At 43.8% G+C, this 16,582-nt stretch carries 16 protein-coding genes; 9 read left to right on the top strand and 7 right to left on the bottom strand.

The features are described 5' to 3' along the window. Positions 1 to 101: 101 nt before the first annotated feature. The 4 genes from JC606_RS03590 to JC606_RS03575 form a co-directional block, all read right to left on the bottom strand. A complete protein-coding gene (locus JC606_RS03590) occupies positions 102 to 449 on the bottom strand; it encodes a type II toxin-antitoxin system RelE/ParE family toxin (RefSeq protein ID WP_198778010.1) in 348 nt (115 codons plus the stop codon). A 1-nt stretch (position 450) separates the two neighbouring features. Continuing rightward, the gene (locus JC606_RS03585) at positions 451 to 702 is read right to left on the bottom strand and encodes a type II toxin-antitoxin system Phd/YefM family antitoxin (protein WP_004741356.1); all 252 of its coding nucleotides are present in this window, start codon (positions 700 to 702) and stop codon (positions 451 to 453) included. A 108-nt stretch (positions 703 to 810) separates the two neighbouring features. Further along, complete coding sequence (locus tag JC606_RS03580; RefSeq protein WP_198778009.1) at positions 811 to 1,296, bottom strand: methylated-DNA--[protein]-cysteine S-methyltransferase; 486 nt, start codon at positions 1,294 to 1,296, stop codon at positions 811 to 813. A 306-nt stretch (positions 1,297 to 1,602) separates the two neighbouring features. Continuing rightward, on the bottom strand, positions 1,603 to 2,946 hold the full coding sequence (locus JC606_RS03575) for an MATE family efflux transporter (RefSeq protein ID WP_198778008.1): 1,344 nt from the start codon (positions 2,944 to 2,946) through the stop codon (positions 1,603 to 1,605). A 554-nt stretch (positions 2,947 to 3,500) separates the two neighbouring features. On the opposite strand from JC606_RS03575, the gene JC606_RS03570 reads away from it, so the two are divergent. The 7 genes from JC606_RS03570 (at position 3,501) to JC606_RS03540 (ending at position 10,773) form a co-directional block, all read left to right on the top strand. Then, the gene (locus JC606_RS03570; protein WP_004741353.1) at positions 3,501 to 3,791 is read left to right on the top strand and encodes a co-chaperone GroES; all 291 of its coding nucleotides are present in this window, start codon (positions 3,501 to 3,503) and stop codon (positions 3,789 to 3,791) included. Between the two features lie 52 nt (positions 3,792 to 3,843). After that, entirely contained in the window at positions 3,844 to 5,490 is a 1,647-nt protein-coding gene (gene groL / locus JC606_RS03565) for a chaperonin GroEL (protein WP_137406287.1), read from the top strand. A gap of 412 nt (positions 5,491 to 5,902) precedes the next feature. Further along, complete coding sequence (locus tag JC606_RS03560) at positions 5,903 to 6,466, top strand: KdsC family phosphatase (RefSeq protein WP_198778007.1); 564 nt, start codon at positions 5,903 to 5,905, stop codon at positions 6,464 to 6,466. A 3-nt stretch (positions 6,467 to 6,469) separates the two neighbouring features. Further along, positions 6,470 to 7,225, top strand: a complete 756-nt coding sequence (gene kdsB, locus JC606_RS03555; RefSeq protein ID WP_198778006.1) for a 3-deoxy-manno-octulosonate cytidylyltransferase — start codon at positions 6,470 to 6,472, stop codon at positions 7,223 to 7,225. After that, a complete protein-coding gene (locus tag JC606_RS03550; protein WP_105025743.1) occupies positions 7,218 to 8,150 on the top strand; it encodes a KpsF/GutQ family sugar-phosphate isomerase in 933 nt (310 codons plus the stop codon). Before kdsB ends, JC606_RS03550 begins: the two co-directional genes overlap by 8 nt. Positions 8,151 to 8,541: 391 nt before the next feature. Then, positions 8,542 to 9,099 (top strand): VC2662 family protein, encoded by a 558-nt coding sequence (locus JC606_RS03545; RefSeq protein WP_198778005.1) that lies wholly within the window; start codon positions 8,542 to 8,544, stop codon positions 9,097 to 9,099. Positions 9,100 to 9,294: 195 nt separating this feature from the next. Then, complete coding sequence (locus tag JC606_RS03540) at positions 9,295 to 10,773, top strand: sensor domain-containing diguanylate cyclase (RefSeq protein WP_137406285.1); 1,479 nt, start codon at positions 9,295 to 9,297, stop codon at positions 10,771 to 10,773. Positions 10,774 to 10,848: 75 nt separating this feature from the next. On the opposite strand, the gene JC606_RS03535 is transcribed toward JC606_RS03540, so the two are convergent. After that, the gene (locus JC606_RS03535) at positions 10,849 to 11,337 is read right to left on the bottom strand and encodes an MgtC/SapB family protein (protein WP_004741346.1); all 489 of its coding nucleotides are present in this window, start codon (positions 11,335 to 11,337) and stop codon (positions 10,849 to 10,851) included. Positions 11,338 to 11,770: 433 nt separating this feature from the next. Here JC606_RS03535 and JC606_RS03530 point away from each other — a divergent pair, with 433 nt between their 5' ends. After that, positions 11,771 to 12,748 carry a DUF3187 family protein gene (locus JC606_RS03530; RefSeq protein WP_137406284.1) on the top strand — a complete coding sequence of 326 codons (978 nt, stop codon included), beginning with the start codon at positions 11,771 to 11,773 and terminating at the stop codon, positions 12,746 to 12,748. A gap of 196 nt (positions 12,749 to 12,944) precedes the next feature. Here the strand turns inward: JC606_RS03530 and epmB are convergent, their stop codons facing one another. Continuing rightward, complete coding sequence (epmB, locus tag JC606_RS03525; RefSeq protein WP_198778004.1) at positions 12,945 to 13,967, bottom strand: EF-P beta-lysylation protein EpmB; 1,023 nt, start codon at positions 13,965 to 13,967, stop codon at positions 12,945 to 12,947. A gap of 33 nt (positions 13,968 to 14,000) precedes the next feature. Here epmB and efp point away from each other — a divergent pair, with 33 nt between their 5' ends. Next, positions 14,001 to 14,567, top strand: coding sequence for an elongation factor P (efp, locus tag JC606_RS03520; protein WP_198778003.1), 567 nt, complete (start codon positions 14,001 to 14,003; stop codon positions 14,565 to 14,567). 435 nt (positions 14,568 to 15,002) lie between these two features. Here efp and JC606_RS03515 read toward each other — a convergent pair whose 3' ends face one another. Continuing rightward, the gene (locus JC606_RS03515; protein WP_137406282.1) at positions 15,003 to 16,250 is read right to left on the bottom strand and encodes an aromatic amino acid transport family protein; all 1,248 of its coding nucleotides are present in this window, start codon (positions 16,248 to 16,250) and stop codon (positions 15,003 to 15,005) included. Positions 16,251 to 16,582 lie beyond the last annotated feature (332 nt).

The following is a 16,582-nucleotide window of genomic DNA, read 5'->3' as shown; positions in this document are numbered from 1 at the left end:
CTATCACGCTCGTGCCTCGCTGTAGGGAATGACGTTGTAAAAAGTGTAATGAGAAAGAGCGGATACGGGATGTGGGTAATCGAGATTCGAAGAGCTAAACGCTATTTGTAGAGTATGCAGTGTTGAATGAGCAGTTGTTCTAAGTTTTGTTTTTGTAATGCGACCACATCTACCATTACTCTCGTTTCTTTCGGGTGAGCTGACGGTAACGTTCGGTAGATAATACGAAAGCTATCGAGGTGAAATTCGCGAAAGTTTTTCACTCCAAGCTCTAGTAAAGATGGGGCAATGTTTGCAGCATGAGGGTTATCAGAAACTAAGGCTTCAAATCGGTCGAGAAGAGCTTCTATGCGTTCTATGACAGCCACTTCACTAGAATAATCACTTAAGTAATTAATTAATGCATCAAGTAATTGATCAAAGGTGTCTGTGTACTCGATGGTTGTCATATTATTGAACCGACTGCTTACGCTTTGCCAATTTATCTCGAATCTGAGCGCTGGAGTTTACTCGGCCATGTTTTTCATCATCAACAGAAAATGATAATAGTTTCATTAATGCTATCGCTTCATCTCTACGCTTTCGATCTTCATAAGATTCAATCGTATAAGCGGGTTTACCATTTTGAGTAATGGTCATAGGCTCCGATAAATCGAGGTTAGCCGCGTGCTTTTTTAAGTAACTTATCGTTTCAGTGGACATTATCATTATCTCTTAATGTAGAAGTTTAAATGTAGACTATATTTAGTCTGATGACAACGGCACTTCTTGATGGTGAACTTTTATATTATCGATCTAGCGTGATAAGGCTTATTGCGTTCTATCTATAACCGAACGCTCAAAGTCGAGTAACCACTCCTTACGGTTCATGCCTCCGGTATAGCCTGTTAATGTGCCATTGGCACCAATCACTCGGTGGCAAGGGACTACGATGCTAAACGGGTTCTTGCCGTTCGCACCACCCACCGATCTCACTGCTTTGGGGTTGCCCACTCTCTTTGCTTGTTCGCCATAGCTAATAGTTTCGCCATAAGGAATAGAAGTGAGAGCCTGCCAAGCTGATTTTTGAAAGTCCGTGCCTTTTGTCGCTCTCAATGGCAAATCAAATTCAGTTCTTTGACCAGCAAAATACTCGTCGAGTTGGCGAGATACTTTGAGGCATAATTCATTGGGATTGCAATCAATAGCCTCATCATGGTTTATATGGTCAATTTCAATAATTGCTTCGCCATTGCTAACAATGATCATCTTGCCAATTGGTGCTTCGTAGAGCATTTTGTGAGTACTGCCTTCCATGTCATCTTCCTCCTTTTAGTCTTTTTCTACTCTAAAGCACTTAGAGTTTCGTACCCGTTTGACGCTTTAACCCTTTCCGTATTTCGAATCTGCTTTATATATCGTAATAACTTAAATCGTCATTCCAGAACTGAGGGACGAAGTGTCTGGAATCTCAAACAACGCGGTATTAGCAATGGAGAATAGATTTCCTACCAGGCTCGCTCCTCGCTATAGGGAATGATGGGTTGAACTCGAATGTCACTTGAGCCTGATATTTGTTCCGAAATCCTTTCGCATCTGCTTTTTAATCTCTTCGTATCCCGTTTACTCGCATCCCGCATCTGCTTTAACTCTTATACGAAGCGCAAACAGGTACCCTGAAATGCCACCCATGATGTTTCCTAGTGCTAGGCCAATAAATAGGCCTTCGACACCATCAAGTTGGCTGCCTACCCAGGCAAATGGCAGGGTAAATACGAAAAGGCGCATGAAGCTCCATTGGAAGGCTTTGAGTGGTTGATGCATGGCATTCATTGCGCTTATTAGCATCATCACAATGCCTTGGAACCCGTAACTAAATGGCACGACTAACAGGTAGTGCCACAAGATACCTCGCACGGATTCTTCTTGAGAGAACAGGGCGGCTAAAGGAATGCTCAGTGGTACCATCATTAAAAAGATCAAACCTTGGAATAGCACGGCGAAACGCATGCTTAAGAACAGGGCTTTGAAGCTGCGTTGTGGATTCTCTGCTCCAAAGTTTTGCGCCATAAAAGGGGTAAGAGCGGAAGTGAGAGACATCAAGACGATGATCAGAATCGATTCAATGCGTTGAGCAGCGCCATAAGCTGCAACAGCTTCGGTGCCTTGCTTGGCCAGCATCATCATAATGATGGCCCCCGCGAGTGGGTTTAGCGCGTTTGAAAGTGCGGCGGGTGTTCCAATGGTGAGGATTTGTTTCCAGTCATCAATGATGTTTTTTAGTTTGGGTGGAGCAAGCAGCTTTTCTCGTATGGTTAACACATACAGTGAGCCACATAACGCACCAAACCAACTGAAACCACTTGCAATGGCTGCGCCTTGAATCCCTAGCTCAGGAAAAGGCCCGTAACCGAAGATCAGCAGCGGATCGAGAATGCCGTTAATTAGGCCTGCCAACATCATGATCTTTGCGGGGGTTTTGGTATCGCCACTCGCTCGTATCGCGCTGTTGCCTGCCATTGGGATAACAAGCAGCGGAATGGCTAAGTACCAAACTGTCATGTATTCAGATATCAGTGGCAGTAATTCTGGTTCTGCCCCCAATAAGGTAAACATGGGTTCTAGCGTTACAAGCCCCAGTGTTGATGCAAATCCAACAAGCAACACAGCAAGCAATAATCCATGGCAAGTAAAGCGAGCGGCATTTTGTGCGCAGCCTTGGCCCAGCAAGCGCCCAATACAGGTAGAAAGCCCCACACCGATGCCCATGGTGATGCAATTGATGGCGAAGGTAACTGGAAAGGTAAAGCTCACTGCTGCAAGTGCTTGTGTGCCGAGTAGTGAGATAAAGAAGGTATCGACCAAGTTAAACATCAAGATCGCAACCATGCCGAAGATAGTCGGAATGGTCATGGTACGTAATGTACTCGCAATTGGGGCGGTTAATAGCCCGTGCTTATCTTGCATGTAAAACGCCAGTTGGAACGAAAGGTGTAGGATAAACAGATGTTGGCGGGAAGGGAAGGAAAGCTAAAGCAGATGAGAGATTCGAGTAAACGAGATGCAAAAAGCTTAAGAAAATATATCTGAGGTTAATGAGTAATGAGGTTAATCTTCGTCATTCCCTATAGCGAGGCACGAGTGCAGTAGGGAATCTCTGGCGACTATCTAGTTATCCACGTGTTGTTTGAGATTCCAGACACTTCGTTCCTCAGTTCTGGAATGACGGGATAAGTTTAAAGATCAGATGCGGGTAAACGAGTATCGAAGAGCTAAAAGCGGAGAAAGTAGGTGCCGCCTTCTTTGCTTTTCGTCTCTCATATACTTGTATCTAGTCTTCAAGCTCTTCGTATCTCGCATCCCGTTTACTCGTATCTGCTCTCATCCCTTATCTGCCCCTTAGATCACAAAATTTCCCTTCCACCCCTTGGGATCTTTCACTTCGCCCCAACATACTCTTTAACCCCATGCCAATCGTGGCAACTATCAAATTAAATGGAAATTATCAGGAGATACGACCGATGAATATCCGTCCTCTACACGACCGAGTTATCGTTGAGCGCCAAGAAGTTGAATCTAAATCTGCTGGTGGCATCGTTCTAACTGGTTCTGCCGCTGAAAAGTCAACACGCGGTGTAATTCTAGCTGTAGGCAAAGGCCGCATCCTAGAAAACGGTTCAGTACAACCATTGGACGTTAAAGTTGGCGACACTGTTATCTTTGCTGAAGGCTACGGCACTAAGTCTGAAAAAATCGACGGTAAAGAAGTTCTGATCATGTCTGAAAACGACATCATGGCGATCGTTGAGTAATCCGCGCTATACAAACTGAACTGACTGAATAAAGAATTTAAAGGAAATAAAGATGGCTGCTAAAGACGTTAAATTTGGTAACGACGCACGAGTTAAAATGCTAGAAGGTGTAAACGTTCTGGCTGACGCAGTAAAAGTAACGCTAGGTCCTAAAGGCCGTAACGTTGTTCTAGACAAATCATTTGGCGCACCAACGATCACTAAAGATGGTGTTTCTGTGGCACGTGAAATCGAGCTTGAAGACAAGTTCCAAAACATGGGCGCACAAATGGTTAAAGAAGTGGCTTCGCAAGCGAACGACGCGGCGGGCGACGGTACAACTACCGCTACAGTTCTAGCTCAAGCTATCATCACTGAAGGCCTAAAAGCCGTTGCAGCTGGCATGAACCCAATGGACCTTAAGCGCGGTATCGACAAAGCAGTAACAGCTGCTGTTGAAGAGCTAAAAGGCCTTTCTGTTCCATGTGCTGATACTAAAGCTATCGCGCAAGTAGGTACTATCTCAGCAAACTCTGATGCGACTGTAGGTAACATCATTGCTGAAGCGATGGAAAAAGTAGGTCGTGATGGCGTTATCACAGTTGAAGAAGGTCAGGCTCTACAAGACGAGCTAGACGTAGTTGAAGGTATGCAGTTCGATCGCGGTTACCTATCTCCTTACTTCATCAACAACCAAGAAGCAGGTTCTGTTGATCTAGAAAGCCCATTTATCCTTCTTATCGACAAGAAAGTTTCAAACATCCGTGAACTTCTTCCGACTCTAGAAGCAGTAGCTAAGGCATCTCGTCCACTTCTAATCATCGCTGAAGATGTAGAAGGCGAAGCGCTTGCAACTCTAGTTGTAAACAACATGCGCGGTATCGTGAAAGTTGCTGCTGTTAAAGCACCTGGTTTCGGCGACCGTCGTAAAGCAATGCTACAAGACATCGCTATCCTAACTGGCGGTACGGTTATCTCTGAAGAGATCGGTCTAGACCTAGAAAAAGTAACGCTAGAAGACCTAGGTCAAGCTAAGCGTGTAACTATCACTAAAGAAAACTCAACCATCATCGATGGCGCGGGTGAAGAAGCGATGATCCAAGGTCGCGTTTCTCAAATCCGTCAACAAATCGAAGATGCAACGTCTGACTATGACAAAGAGAAACTACAAGAGCGCGTTGCTAAGCTAGCTGGCGGTGTTGCAGTAATCAAAGTTGGCGCTGCGACTGAAGTTGAGATGAAAGAGAAGAAAGACCGCGTAGAAGATGCACTTCACGCAACTCGCGCTGCAGTTGAAGAAGGTGTGGTTGCTGGTGGTGGTGTTGCACTTATCCGTGCTGCATCTAAAGTGGCTAACATTGAAGGCGACAACGAAGAGCAAAACGTAGGTATCCGCGTTGCACTACGTGCAATGGAAGCGCCTATCCGTCAAATCACTAAGAACGCAGGTGACGAAGAGTCTGTTGTTGCTAACAACGTTCGCGCTGGCGAAGGTAACTACGGTTACAACGCTGCGACTGGCGAATACGGCGACATGATCGCTATGGGTATCCTAGATCCAACTAAGGTTACTCGTTCTGCACTACAGTTCGCTGCATCAGTTGCTGGTCTTATGATCACAACAGAAGCAATGGTTACAGACAAGCCTCAAGAAGCAGCTCCAGCAATGCCTGATATGGGCGGCATGGGCGGTATGGGTGGCATGGGTGGTATGATGTAATCCCCCTCGCTATTCATAGTGAAATTGAAAACGGAGGCTTCGGTCTCCGTTTTTTGTTACAGACCATTAGGAATAATTGAATGTTGTCCTCTGAAGACTTCAATAGCGTCGTTAATAATTAATCCGACAAGACTATGAAGTGGCACTGTATGCATGGGTACTCAACATTCAGCAGGAGTGTTATCATACCCCTCAAATTTTTAGGATGCTCCATATTCAAAAGTATGGAACACATACTTTGCCTAATCAGTCGGCAATATGTACAACATGAGTTTTTATAGGGACTCTCAGGGGCTGAACAAATATTGCGTGATAGCCCAACTATATTGCCACGTAAGTATATGGAAAACTATCGGAAGTCGATGAAGCAGTTCATCGCAAGAGCATTTATTGAGTCTAAGTTGGTCTAGTTATGTTGGATAAGTTAGTTTGTAAAAATATAAAAATGGTATTGCTTGATGTTGATGGTGTTATGACTGATGGTTCCATATACATTAATAAAGACGGTGAGTTTTTTAAATCATTTAATGTTAAAGATGGTTTAGCTATCGAGTTATTACGTAGTCATAATATTCTTGTTGGTGTTATTTCAGGTAAAGCAAGTGCTGCTTTAGATACTCGTTGTCAGCAATTGGGGTTTGATGAAATAATTACCGGTTGTAAGAATAAATTACCTGCTTTGATTGATATCTGCTCTAAATATAAAATATCAGCAGATCAAATTGCATTCTTGGGAGATGATGTCCTAGATATCCCTATCTTCGAAAAAGTTGGGTTAGCCGTCGCTCCTATTGATGCTCATAGTCTAGCTATTAGCAGTGCTGATTGGGTATCAAGTCTGAAGGGGGGAGACGGGATGGTCAGAGAGTTTGTCGATTTACTTCTGACGAACCAACTCAACCTTTCACTAAAAGAAGTTTACAAACCTTTGCTTGATAAGATTCGCCTTGATGATGTGGCAACAATGGAGCAATAAAAGATGAGTGTTAAAGTAGTAATTCCCGCAAGATATGGTTCATCTAGGCTGCCAGGAAAGCCTCTACTCACGTTGCTTGAAAAGCCAGTGGTGTGGCATGTGATTGAACGTTGTAAAGAAGCTGGTATTGAGCCGAATGATATTTTTGTTGCGACTGATGATCAACGCATAGTCGATGCATTAAAATCTGAAAATATTCAAGTGGTTTTAACTTCACCAGAGCACCAATCTGGTACTGATCGTATAAATGAAGTTTCTTTCATTAAAGGTTGGAGTGAAGATACTATCATTGTGAATGTGCAAGGTGATGAACCAATGATCCCTCCTGCACTCATTCAACGGATTGTATCTTTTACTCAGTTACATACTTCATATGATATCACAACAGCTGTCGTTCCTTTGGTTTCTGCTGATGATTTTGTTAATCCCAATGTGGTCAAAGCTATTGTTGGCCATAATGGTCGTGCACTGTACTTTACTCGCTCAGCATCGCCAATGAACCGTGATACCCCAAATGATTTGTCATTGGCCAAAAGACATATCGGAATTTATGCTTATCGGGCTTCATCTCTAAAACAATTTTGTTCATATCCTGAAGATGAGCTTGAGAATTATGAAAAGCTAGAACAATTGCGAGCCTTGAGCCATGGCATGAATATTGGTGCAATAGTGTTTGAAGGGGCTGTACCTCATGGGATTGATACTATTGAAGACTATGAAAATACTAGAAAAATAATGGAAGAAAAAACCGATGGCTAACTCAATTGATATCGCAAAACAAGTAATTCAGACTGAAATTGACGGTTTGGATTATATGGCAAAGAGATTAGGCTCTGAATTTGAAGTTGCTATAAACGCTATTATTAATACCAAAGGCCGTACCATTATCTGTGGGATGGGAAAATCTGGGATTATAGGAAAGAAAATAGCTGCATCTTTTGCGAGTACAGGCACTCCTAGCTTTTTCATGCACCCTGGAGAAGCTTTTCATGGTGATCTGGGAATGGTCAAATCTGAAGATGTATTTATTGCTATCTCGAACTCAGGTGAGACGGATGAAGTTTTGAAGCTATTACCTTTCTTACGAGATAATGGAAACTTCATCATTGCTATTACAGGAAGAGAAAGCTCTACACTAGCAGTAAACTCACACTGTCATTTAGATATTGCTGTGCCTAAAGAAGCGTGCCCTTTGCAGCTTGCCCCTACATCTTCAACAACAGCTACTCTGGTTATGGGGGATGCTTTGACTGTAGCCCTTATGGACGTTCGTGGTTTTCAACCCGAAAACTTCGCTCGTTTCCACCCTGGGGGAAGCTTAGGTCGAAGACTGCTGTCTAAGGTACAAGATGAAATGCTCTCTGATAGCCTTCCTAGTGTTGCATCAAATGCAGATTTTACATCTATCATCCATAAAATATCATCGAGCCATTTAGGCTTAACATTGGTTAATTTGAATGATGAGTCTTTAGCTATTATCACAGATGGGGATTTGCGAAGAGCGATGGAGTCGAAAGGACGAGATGCTTTTGATCTTGTTGCAAAAGATATTGCTACGCTCAACCCAGCCTCAATATCTCCTGAAGCGCATGTACAAGAGGCTTACGAGGTAATGGAGAATAAAGGAATTACCTCATTGATCGTCGTAGAGAATAATTCTGTAGTGGGTATTTTGAAAAAATAGTTGTGGGCTTTGTGGTTTTGGCTTTGATTCTATTAAAGAGGTAAGGGGCTTTTTCTATCTCCACATCTCTCGTCATTATTTAACCATGCTAACACCTTGAAAACGGAGACTTCGGTCTCCGTTTTTTTATGTTCTGACATAGTCATTCCCTACAGCGAGATGCGAGTGTAATAGGTAATCTTTAGTGTTATGCATCGAAATGTGTGTCGATGGCTACTCTTACCTCTTATCGTATCCCTTTCTTTATATTGCTCTTTCTGATTTACCGTCTTATATTCAACAGTACAGTTATGACATTGATATAACATGGATAGCTGTTGAATAAAGGACAATAAACGCTTGATTGATAATGTATAAATCAAGTTAACAATAAGTCAGTGGAGACTCCCCAATGAAAAAACTACTTTCAGTACTTGCTGTGTCGGCAGCAGTAATGGCACCAGCGGCATTCGCTTCTTCGCCTGTTATGTTTTCAACAATCAACGGCTTCAACGCACCTGATTCAGATGCAGTTGGTGGTGTGCGCTTGGCTCTGCTTCACGGACAAGTAAACGACCTTAAGGGTGTCGACCTTGCGGTTGTGGGTATGTCTGAGACTCAAACAACAACGGGTGTGAACCTTGGTATTTTTGGTGCATCTAAAGTGAACCAAGAGATGACAGGTGCATCGCTAGGTTTCTTCAACTGGAATACGGGTAAAACAACGGGTCTTAACCTAGGTGCTGTGAACATCACTAACGATGTAAAAGGTGCCAACGTGAGCTTCGTAAACTACTCTGAAGGCGACACTATGGTTGATGTTGGTGCGGCGAACCTTTCAGAGGCTTCTACGGTACAGGTTGGCATCTTCAACAAAACTAAAAAAATTGAAGGTGTACAAATAGGCTTGCTCAACTGTGCGGATAACGGTTTCTTCCCGTGCTTCCCAATTGTGAACTTTGCGAAGTAAGGTATAGTTTTACTACTCTGATTCGTAACGCCTAAGTGCTTCTTACTTAGGCGTTATTTCTACTCTGTATTTTAATATCCAGGTTCAAACTCTCTCGTACTGAATAATATAAGCATGTTGTTTTATATTTATTGTTGCAGTGAGTTTATTCATAAGTACAATGTGCGCTAAATTCACAACGATGATTTATATGCTTTGATTAATCCCCATACTATCGATTTTAAGAAGGCTTTCTTAGGCCTGACCGCCAGTTTTTTAGTAGTTTTGAGCTTATTGCTCGTTGATTCAGCGGAAGAATCAGACACACAGTATGGATCAGAAAACCAAGGCGTAACCCATGCACTCACTGAGCTCACTCAGATACTGAATGCGTTAGAGTACAACATTACAGCGCTCCACCCATTACATGGTGAGACTTATACCTTTTCGCATGAAAAAAAGACGGAGGACGATACCTGCTATTTTATTAGTGAAGGGCAGAAAGACCCTCTTTTTGATTTTATGTTCTCAGGCCCTACCGAGATGTGTGACTCTCAATCTGCGCTGTATAGGGAAGCGAGCAAGCGTCTGTTTATTGCTCCAACGATGGCTTACTTTACGAACACCATCAGTAGTGTCTCCGCCATTTATTTTATTTCCAAAGATAAATTTATCATCTCGGCCCCCTCGGATATTGCCCAATATATGAAAGGCGATACGTTTGACTCGATCGTTAGTCGTCGGCCCTATTGGATCAATACCATCCGCTATGGCGTATCTCAAAATAGAGATAAGGTTGTGTATACCGGCCAATACGACGATTACCTGACTGGTGAGAAAGTGGTGACCTTAACCAAAGGGATCTATATCAACGGTGAGTTTAAAGGGGTATTAGGTATTGATGGCTATACCTCTAGCTTATTTTCGAATGCGAAGCATGGCTATGAGATTACTAGTGTCAGCGGCAGGAATAAATATGGCTTGTTGGATTACTCTTTTTCACAACCCTTGTACGTGGATGGGGTGAATACGCAGCTGTATTTGACCATTCAAGAAACGAAGAGCGAGCACTTCTTACACATACTGGAAAGGGACTACAAAGGGTTACTGGTACTCTTGTTCTTGTATGTGGTTGCAGCATGGCGGCTATGGCGATTTTATCGTGAGCAAAGACACCGCCGCTTAAATGATCTTTCAATGACCGATCCATTAACAGGGTTACTCAATCGCAGTGGCTTTGAAGCGCAATTTTTGGCGCAAGATGAGAGAAATATTTTAGGGATTGGTGTCTTTGAAATCGATGATTTAAAGGCGATCTGCGATCGGTATGGCAATGAGATTGGTGATAGGGTGATTTGTCACGTTGCTAAACTTATCGTCAACAGCGTGAGGCAACACGATATCGTGGCGAGATTTGATGGCCGGGAGTTCGTGGTGGCGATTGCGGGAGAGTCGTTAGAATTGCTTTCTTCAATATTTGAACGAATCCAGAGCGATATTAGTTTACAGAACTACCAGTGTTCGACAGGAGAGAAAGTGGCTATTTCGGTTTCTGGGGGAGCAGTGCTCTACTCTTTACATAAGTTCGAGAGTATCGGACACCTATGGAAAAATCAGAGTGTCCGTTCTTCAAGTAAACAGCTGAGCATTGCTAAGTCCTTGGGCGCAAATCAACTGTGTATCCACGTTCATTGATATACAAAGAAGCCTAGTCGTGTGACTAGGCTTCTTTGTATTTGTGGTCTTGCTCACAGGTGACTGAGTGCAGCTTTATTTCTTCACGCGGCCTTTTCTCATCCACTTTTGGTGAACACCACGACGTAGGCTCTGGAAGCTGTTTTCCACTTTGTCGACACCAAGTAAGATCGCCAACGCTAATAGCGTGATAATAACCGATTGTGAAAGGTGACCAAGCGCTATCATCATCCCAAGTGCCGCCAATACCCAAATAATGGCAGCTGAAGTCACACCATGAATTTTGCCATCGAGTGTCATCATCACACCCGCACCCAGGAAACCAACACCAGTAATGATCTGGCCAAGTACACGAGCCTGATCGAGTGTGTTTGGAGATAGGCTAATCGCCATGGTAAGGAAGAAATAGGTACCGCTGATGATCAGAATCGAGGTTCTGATACCTACTGGTTTGCCGCGTGTTTGTCGCTCGATACCGATTAACGAACCACACAGCATACACACTGCTAGCCCTGCCCAGCTAAAGGGGGCAAGGTTTAACGTTTGTTCTATAAATTGTGACATATCACCCCTCCTAAAAATTTAGAATAGAGCCGAGTATGCTGATAATCAGCCTGACGATCGAACAAATATTTGTTGTCTTCTCGATTAATTTTATTGATCCCGCAATGGATAAAAGGAACATACAAGTGTTATTGATTCTACGGCTAAGAGGGGCGTGAGCGATCAGTGAGAGCAAAATAGGGATGGCTTTTGGGCATACTCTTTTCAGTAAGGTATCAGCGCGTTGGCTGTCTATCTTTCCTTTGAGTATCAAGGGTGTCACCGCTTTGAATGGTTTTCTAAGTTATTGATATTGTTATGTTATGCATCGCTATCACGCTTGACGTGGAAATACTGTTAAGGCGCAAAAAAATAAGCTCGAAATCCCAACATTCTCTAGAAGCATTTAATTTATTTAACTATCATTAAGTTAATAACTATAGGATGTTTTGTAATGGTTAAGATTCTCTCTAATAAAGTCATATCGATTCTGTTTCTTATTGCGACGACTTTTACTTCACTCTCTGCTATCGCAGCTCAACCTCCAACCCCGCTTCGTACTTATGCCCAATCTCCCGAGCAATCGACCCATTTAACCACGGAGCTACGTTCAGCTTTTCCGGTTGGAAACCATGGTGTAGAGCTGTTTGCATCGGGCACGATGGCGAGTGTTTGGGCAAGCTCTGCTGCTGCAGATCTTGATTATTACCAGAATCACATTTTCGTCGGTGCTAATTGGCAGGTAAACCCTCAATTGCAAACTGAAGTGAAATATCAATACACCTATGCGGCCAATAATCACCTAGATTCATTGACCATGGATTTCCACAGTTTTTTCGGCATTGGACAAAACGGACGTGATGAAGCAGGCAAACATCAATTCCATATATCCAGTGATGAATACGGTGTATCGATTGATGATTTCGAGGGGGAAGCGTTAGCGAAAGCCTTGCATTGGTACACTCAGTACCAGCTTTTTTCTTCGAATACGAGTGCTCTTGCCATCGGGGGAAGCGTTTATTATAAAAATGTCGACAGCGGTCCATTCAAAAAAAGTGCTTTTGAGCAAGCTGTACAGTTGAATTACAGCCTTGCCCGAGGGGCGAGTTCATTTTTTGCGAGCGCTGGTGTCACGCACAATGACAACAATAGTGCGTTAATAGGCACTGAAATCCGCGATTTTACCGGAGCGGTCGCCTTTGGGTATGGCTACAAATTTGGCTATTTTCATGAAGTGCTTGTTGAATATCACTGGTACCAAGGTTTGTTGGAAGATGAGGGGGCATTCTCTGAAGCCTCTAATGAAGTGGTTCTGGGCTATCGTTTGAACCTTGGCAACGCCATGTTAGAAGCCAGTATGATCGAAAACATTATCAACATGGATAATTCTGCGGACATTGCTTTTGGGCTCGGTATTCGTTACTTCCTATGATGTGTTTGATCGTGTGCTGTACGTGGCCAAAGGTTATTGTTTTACCTAACTGAAAAGGGACTTAATTAAACAGCCGCTAACCTAAGCCGTGTTTGAGTGAAAATGTGAAGGGTTTAAGAACCATTAACCGACTTGTGGGCCATCAACGGATGTTGCTGGCCCTTTTGTTTGCTTTATCATTCAATATTATGCTTTATCACTCAATGTGTAGGTCGAGAGGTGTTTTACTGCTGCGGCCACCGATCTCGCGGGTTAACTTGGGTACTAGGTAGCCCGAAACCTCAGAGATTAATCCCTTGAAGTGATGCTTCGCCTCTTCATCTGAGATACAGAAGTGAGCGGCGCCCTGAACCTTATCCAGTACATGCATGTAATACGGTAGAATGCCAGCGTTGAATAGCTTTTCACTGAGTGCTTTTAATGCGTCAGCACTGTCGTTCACGCCTTTTAGCATCACGCCCTGGTTAAGCAGAGTCGCGCCAATAAGCTTTAATTTAAGGAAGGCTTGTTTGAGCTCTGCATTGATTTCATTGGCGTGATTAATATGGCTCACCATCACTACATTGAGGCGAGTCTTAGATAAAATTTGGCACAGTTCGTCAGTAATACGAGCTGGGATCACGATGGGTAAACGGCTATGAATACGAACGGTTTTCACATGTGGGATTTGTTCGATAGCGTGAATCAGCCACTCGATTTCGCTGTCTTTGGCCATCAGTGGGTCGCCACCCGAAAGGATGACCTCGTTAATCTCAGAGTGTTGAGCGACATAATCGAGGCTGGTTTGCCACACCGACTTTGAGCCCTTGTTGTCTTGATACGGGAAGTGGCGTCGAAAGCAGTAACGGCAGTTGACCGCACAGCCACCTTTCACAATCATCAAGGCTCGGTTTTTGTATTTATGCAATAACCCCGGGATCGCGTTGTCTTGCTCCTCTAATGGATCGGCAGAGTAGCCTTGATGAACTTCGAACTCCTCGCTCAATGGCAAGACCTGGCGTAATAGCGGGTCATGCGGGTTGCCTTTTTCCATTCGCTCGACAAAGCTTAACGGTACTCGCAACGCAAATAGGTTGCGTGCGGCAAAGCCTGCTTGCCATGGTGTTGGGTCTATTTCCAATGCTTCAAGGAGTTTTGTCGGGTCTGAGATCGCATTCGATAGTTGTTTGAGCCAGTTTTGCTCAACAGATTCGACTTTTCGGGTTATGATATGCGGCATTGAAATCAACTCAAAGATGTGTAAGAGGAAATCATGGCGTCAGTAAGCACCAATGAATTCAAAGGCGGTTTAAAATTCATGATGGATAACGAGCCTTGCTCAATTATCGAAAATGAATACGTTAAGCCGGGTAAAGGCCAAGCGTTTAACCGTGTAAAACTTCGTAAACTGCTGTCAGGCAAAGTGTTAGAGAAAACATTTAAGTCAGGCGACACAGTAGAACTAGCTGACGTTGTAGACGTTGAACTAGGCTACCTATACAGCGATGGTGAATTCTACCACTTCATGAACAACGAGACATTCGAGCAAATCGCTGCTGAAGTAAAAGCAGTTGGCGAGACAGCTAAATGGCTAGTTGAAAACGACGTATGTACTCTAACGTTGTGGAATGATAACCCTATCACAGTAACTCCACCAAACTTTGTTGAGATCGCAGTTACTGAGACTGATCCTGGCCTAAAAGGCGACACGCAAGGTACGGGTGGTAAGCCTGCAACTCTAGCCACTGGCGCGGTCGTTCGTGTACCTCTATTCATCGCTATCGGTGAAGTGGTAAGAGTCGATACTCGTACTGGCGAATACGTTGGTCGTGTAAAGTAATTTGATTGTGCTCACCTTGATTTAAGGTGGTTCAATGAAATGAAAAAGGTCGCTTGTGCGGCCTTTTTTGCATTTAAAAAGCAGATGCGAGTAAACGAGATACGGAATGCGAAGAGCTTGAAAGGCAGATGCGCGTAAGCGAGATACGGGATGCGAAGAGCTTGAAAGGCAGATGCGCGTAAGCGAGATACGGGATACGAAGAGCTTGAAGGGCAGATGAGAGTATATGAGATATGAAAAACAAAAAAAGCAGAACAAAATTGTATTGTTCTGCTTTTAGTCTTTTCGCTCTTAAGCTTTTCGCATCTCGATTACCCGAATCCCGTATCAGCTCTTAAGCGCTTCGATATTCGTTTACCCGAATCCCGTATCTGCTCGTAAGCTATTCGATACTCGTTTACTCGAATCCCGTATCTGCTTTTCGTCCCTAACCCGCTATGGCTTAAGCAAGCTAAACACTAAAGCGCTCACGGCGACGACACCCACCAACAAGATGAAGACGCAGGATAAATCCTTTCTGTAGCGGCGCAATGCCTCTACCTTATACACGGCCACCATAGGCATAACGAACAAGATCATCGCAATTACAGGCCCAGACAAGGCTTCCATCATCCCTAAAATGCTCGGGTTGACAATCGCTACCACCCAGATCGATGCAAACAGCGAGATTATTGTCACTTTATGAGCCAAAGGTGTGGATAGGGAGGTACTTTTGGTTAGCATCCCGACCATGCTTTCTCTCGCGCCCAAGAAGTGGCCAATAAATGATGATGTTATTGCTAGGAAAGCCACAATCGGGCCAAGTGTCGCAATAAACGGGTTGTCTTTAACGTTGGCCAGATAAGACAGAATCGACACGTTTTGTTCCTTCGCTTGTGCTAGCTGTTCAGGAGACAGTGTCAGAACACAAGAAAATACAAACAGCATCACAAACAGGATCAGCATGATGCTGGTGCGTTGTAAGATGTGCTCTGATTTTACTCTTGCGCTGTCATCGTAATGGCTGCGTTGAGCGTGGGCAAAAGAAGAGAGTGCTGCTAAATGACTGAATGAGAAGATCACTACTGGCGTCGATAGCCAAAGCGTGCTGCCCAAAGAAGATAATGAAGGCATTGTCAGTTCAGGAGCTTGCCAGCTTGGAATCAAGTATACGGACAAAAATAGCAGAATCGCGACTAGGGGATAAACCATCAACGAGAGTGTACGAAGTATGATCTTCTCGCCAGCGATCATCACCGCGATTAACCCTGTCACTAAGGCCCCCGAAAGCAAAGGTCGCGGCAGTGACTCTAGCCCAGCTTGGTTAACCATAAAGCTATCGACGGTATTCGTTAGCCCGACACCATAAATTAATAAAATCGGGAAGATAGATAAAAAGTACAGCAGTGAAATGATTTGTCCCGCAGTGGCTCCAAAGTGCTCAGCAACGACATCGGTAAAGTCTGCGTCTTTTTGGCTGGAAGATAGAACGAACCGAGTAAAGCCACGGTGCGCTAAGAAAGTCATAGGGAACGCTAAGGTTGCCATGATGAGCAATGGAACGAAACCACTGAGGCCTAGGTTGATCGGTAAGAAGAGAATACCAGCGCCGACAGCTGTACCAAATAAACTCAACACCCATTGAGTATCGTGCTGTGTCCAGCGCCCGCTTTTATTATTTAAGGCTGTATCTAGTTGGTGCATGAGGAGACCACTTGTATGAAAAAAATGGATACTATCTCATTTGTAAATAACTTCAAATTCAACAATATGTTGAGATTATGGCAATCGCAAAAATATCACTGGTTTGCTACATATTAGTGACTGGGATCGTGTTCCTCACCTTCATATCCACTGATTAGGAAAAGATGTTTCAGTGGTTTTTTGTGATCTTATTATCAATTTATGAACGCTCATTTTCGGTGTCGTCTTTGGGTTTTAGGCCGATGTGAGAGGAAGGGGCGGGTGTACGTTTGAATTGATGAAAACTCTGAGTGGTATGACGCGAGTGACGGATAAAAAGTAGGGTACGCCGA

The organism is Vibrio sp. IB15 (assembly GCF_016406055.1).
Lineage (GTDB): Bacteria > Pseudomonadota > Gammaproteobacteria > Enterobacterales > Vibrionaceae > Vibrio > Vibrio chagasii.
Note: the sequence above shows the minus strand (reverse complement) of the source record. Positions and strands in the feature narration are given on the sequence as shown.

Coding starts and splice junctions, on each gene's coding strand:
- JC606_RS03570 (WP_004741353.1), top strand. CDS start 3,501: ATGAATATCCGTCCTCTACACGACCGAGTTATCGTTGAGCGCCAAGAA.
- JC606_RS03590 (WP_198778010.1), bottom strand. CDS start 449: ATGACAACCATCGAGTACACAGACACCTTTGATCAATTACTTGATGCA.
- JC606_RS03550 (WP_105025743.1), top strand. CDS start 7,218: ATGGCTAACTCAATTGATATCGCAAAACAAGTAATTCAGACTGAAATT.
- JC606_RS03545 (WP_198778005.1), top strand. CDS start 8,542: ATGAAAAAACTACTTTCAGTACTTGCTGTGTCGGCAGCAGTAATGGCA.
- JC606_RS03530 (WP_137406284.1), top strand. CDS start 11,771: ATGGTTAAGATTCTCTCTAATAAAGTCATATCGATTCTGTTTCTTATT.
- JC606_RS03535 (WP_004741346.1), bottom strand. CDS start 11,337: ATGTCACAATTTATAGAACAAACGTTAAACCTTGCCCCCTTTAGCTGG.
- JC606_RS03580 (WP_198778009.1), bottom strand. CDS start 1,296: ATGGAAGGCAGTACTCACAAAATGCTCTACGAAGCACCAATTGGCAAG.
- JC606_RS03560 (WP_198778007.1), top strand. CDS start 5,903: ATGTTGGATAAGTTAGTTTGTAAAAATATAAAAATGGTATTGCTTGAT.
- epmB (WP_198778004.1), bottom strand. CDS start 13,967: ATGCCGCATATCATAACCCGAAAAGTCGAATCTGTTGAGCAAAACTGG.
- JC606_RS03575 (WP_198778008.1), bottom strand. CDS start 2,946: ATGCAAGATAAGCACGGGCTATTAACCGCCCCAATTGCGAGTACATTA.
- JC606_RS03515 (WP_137406282.1), bottom strand. CDS start 16,250: ATGCACCAACTAGATACAGCCTTAAATAATAAAAGCGGGCGCTGGACA.
- efp (WP_198778003.1), top strand. CDS start 14,001: ATGGCGTCAGTAAGCACCAATGAATTCAAAGGCGGTTTAAAATTCATG.
- JC606_RS03585 (WP_004741356.1), bottom strand. CDS start 702: ATGTCCACTGAAACGATAAGTTACTTAAAAAAGCACGCGGCTAACCTC.
- kdsB (WP_198778006.1), top strand. CDS start 6,470: ATGAGTGTTAAAGTAGTAATTCCCGCAAGATATGGTTCATCTAGGCTG.
- groL (WP_137406287.1), top strand. CDS start 3,844: ATGGCTGCTAAAGACGTTAAATTTGGTAACGACGCACGAGTTAAAATG.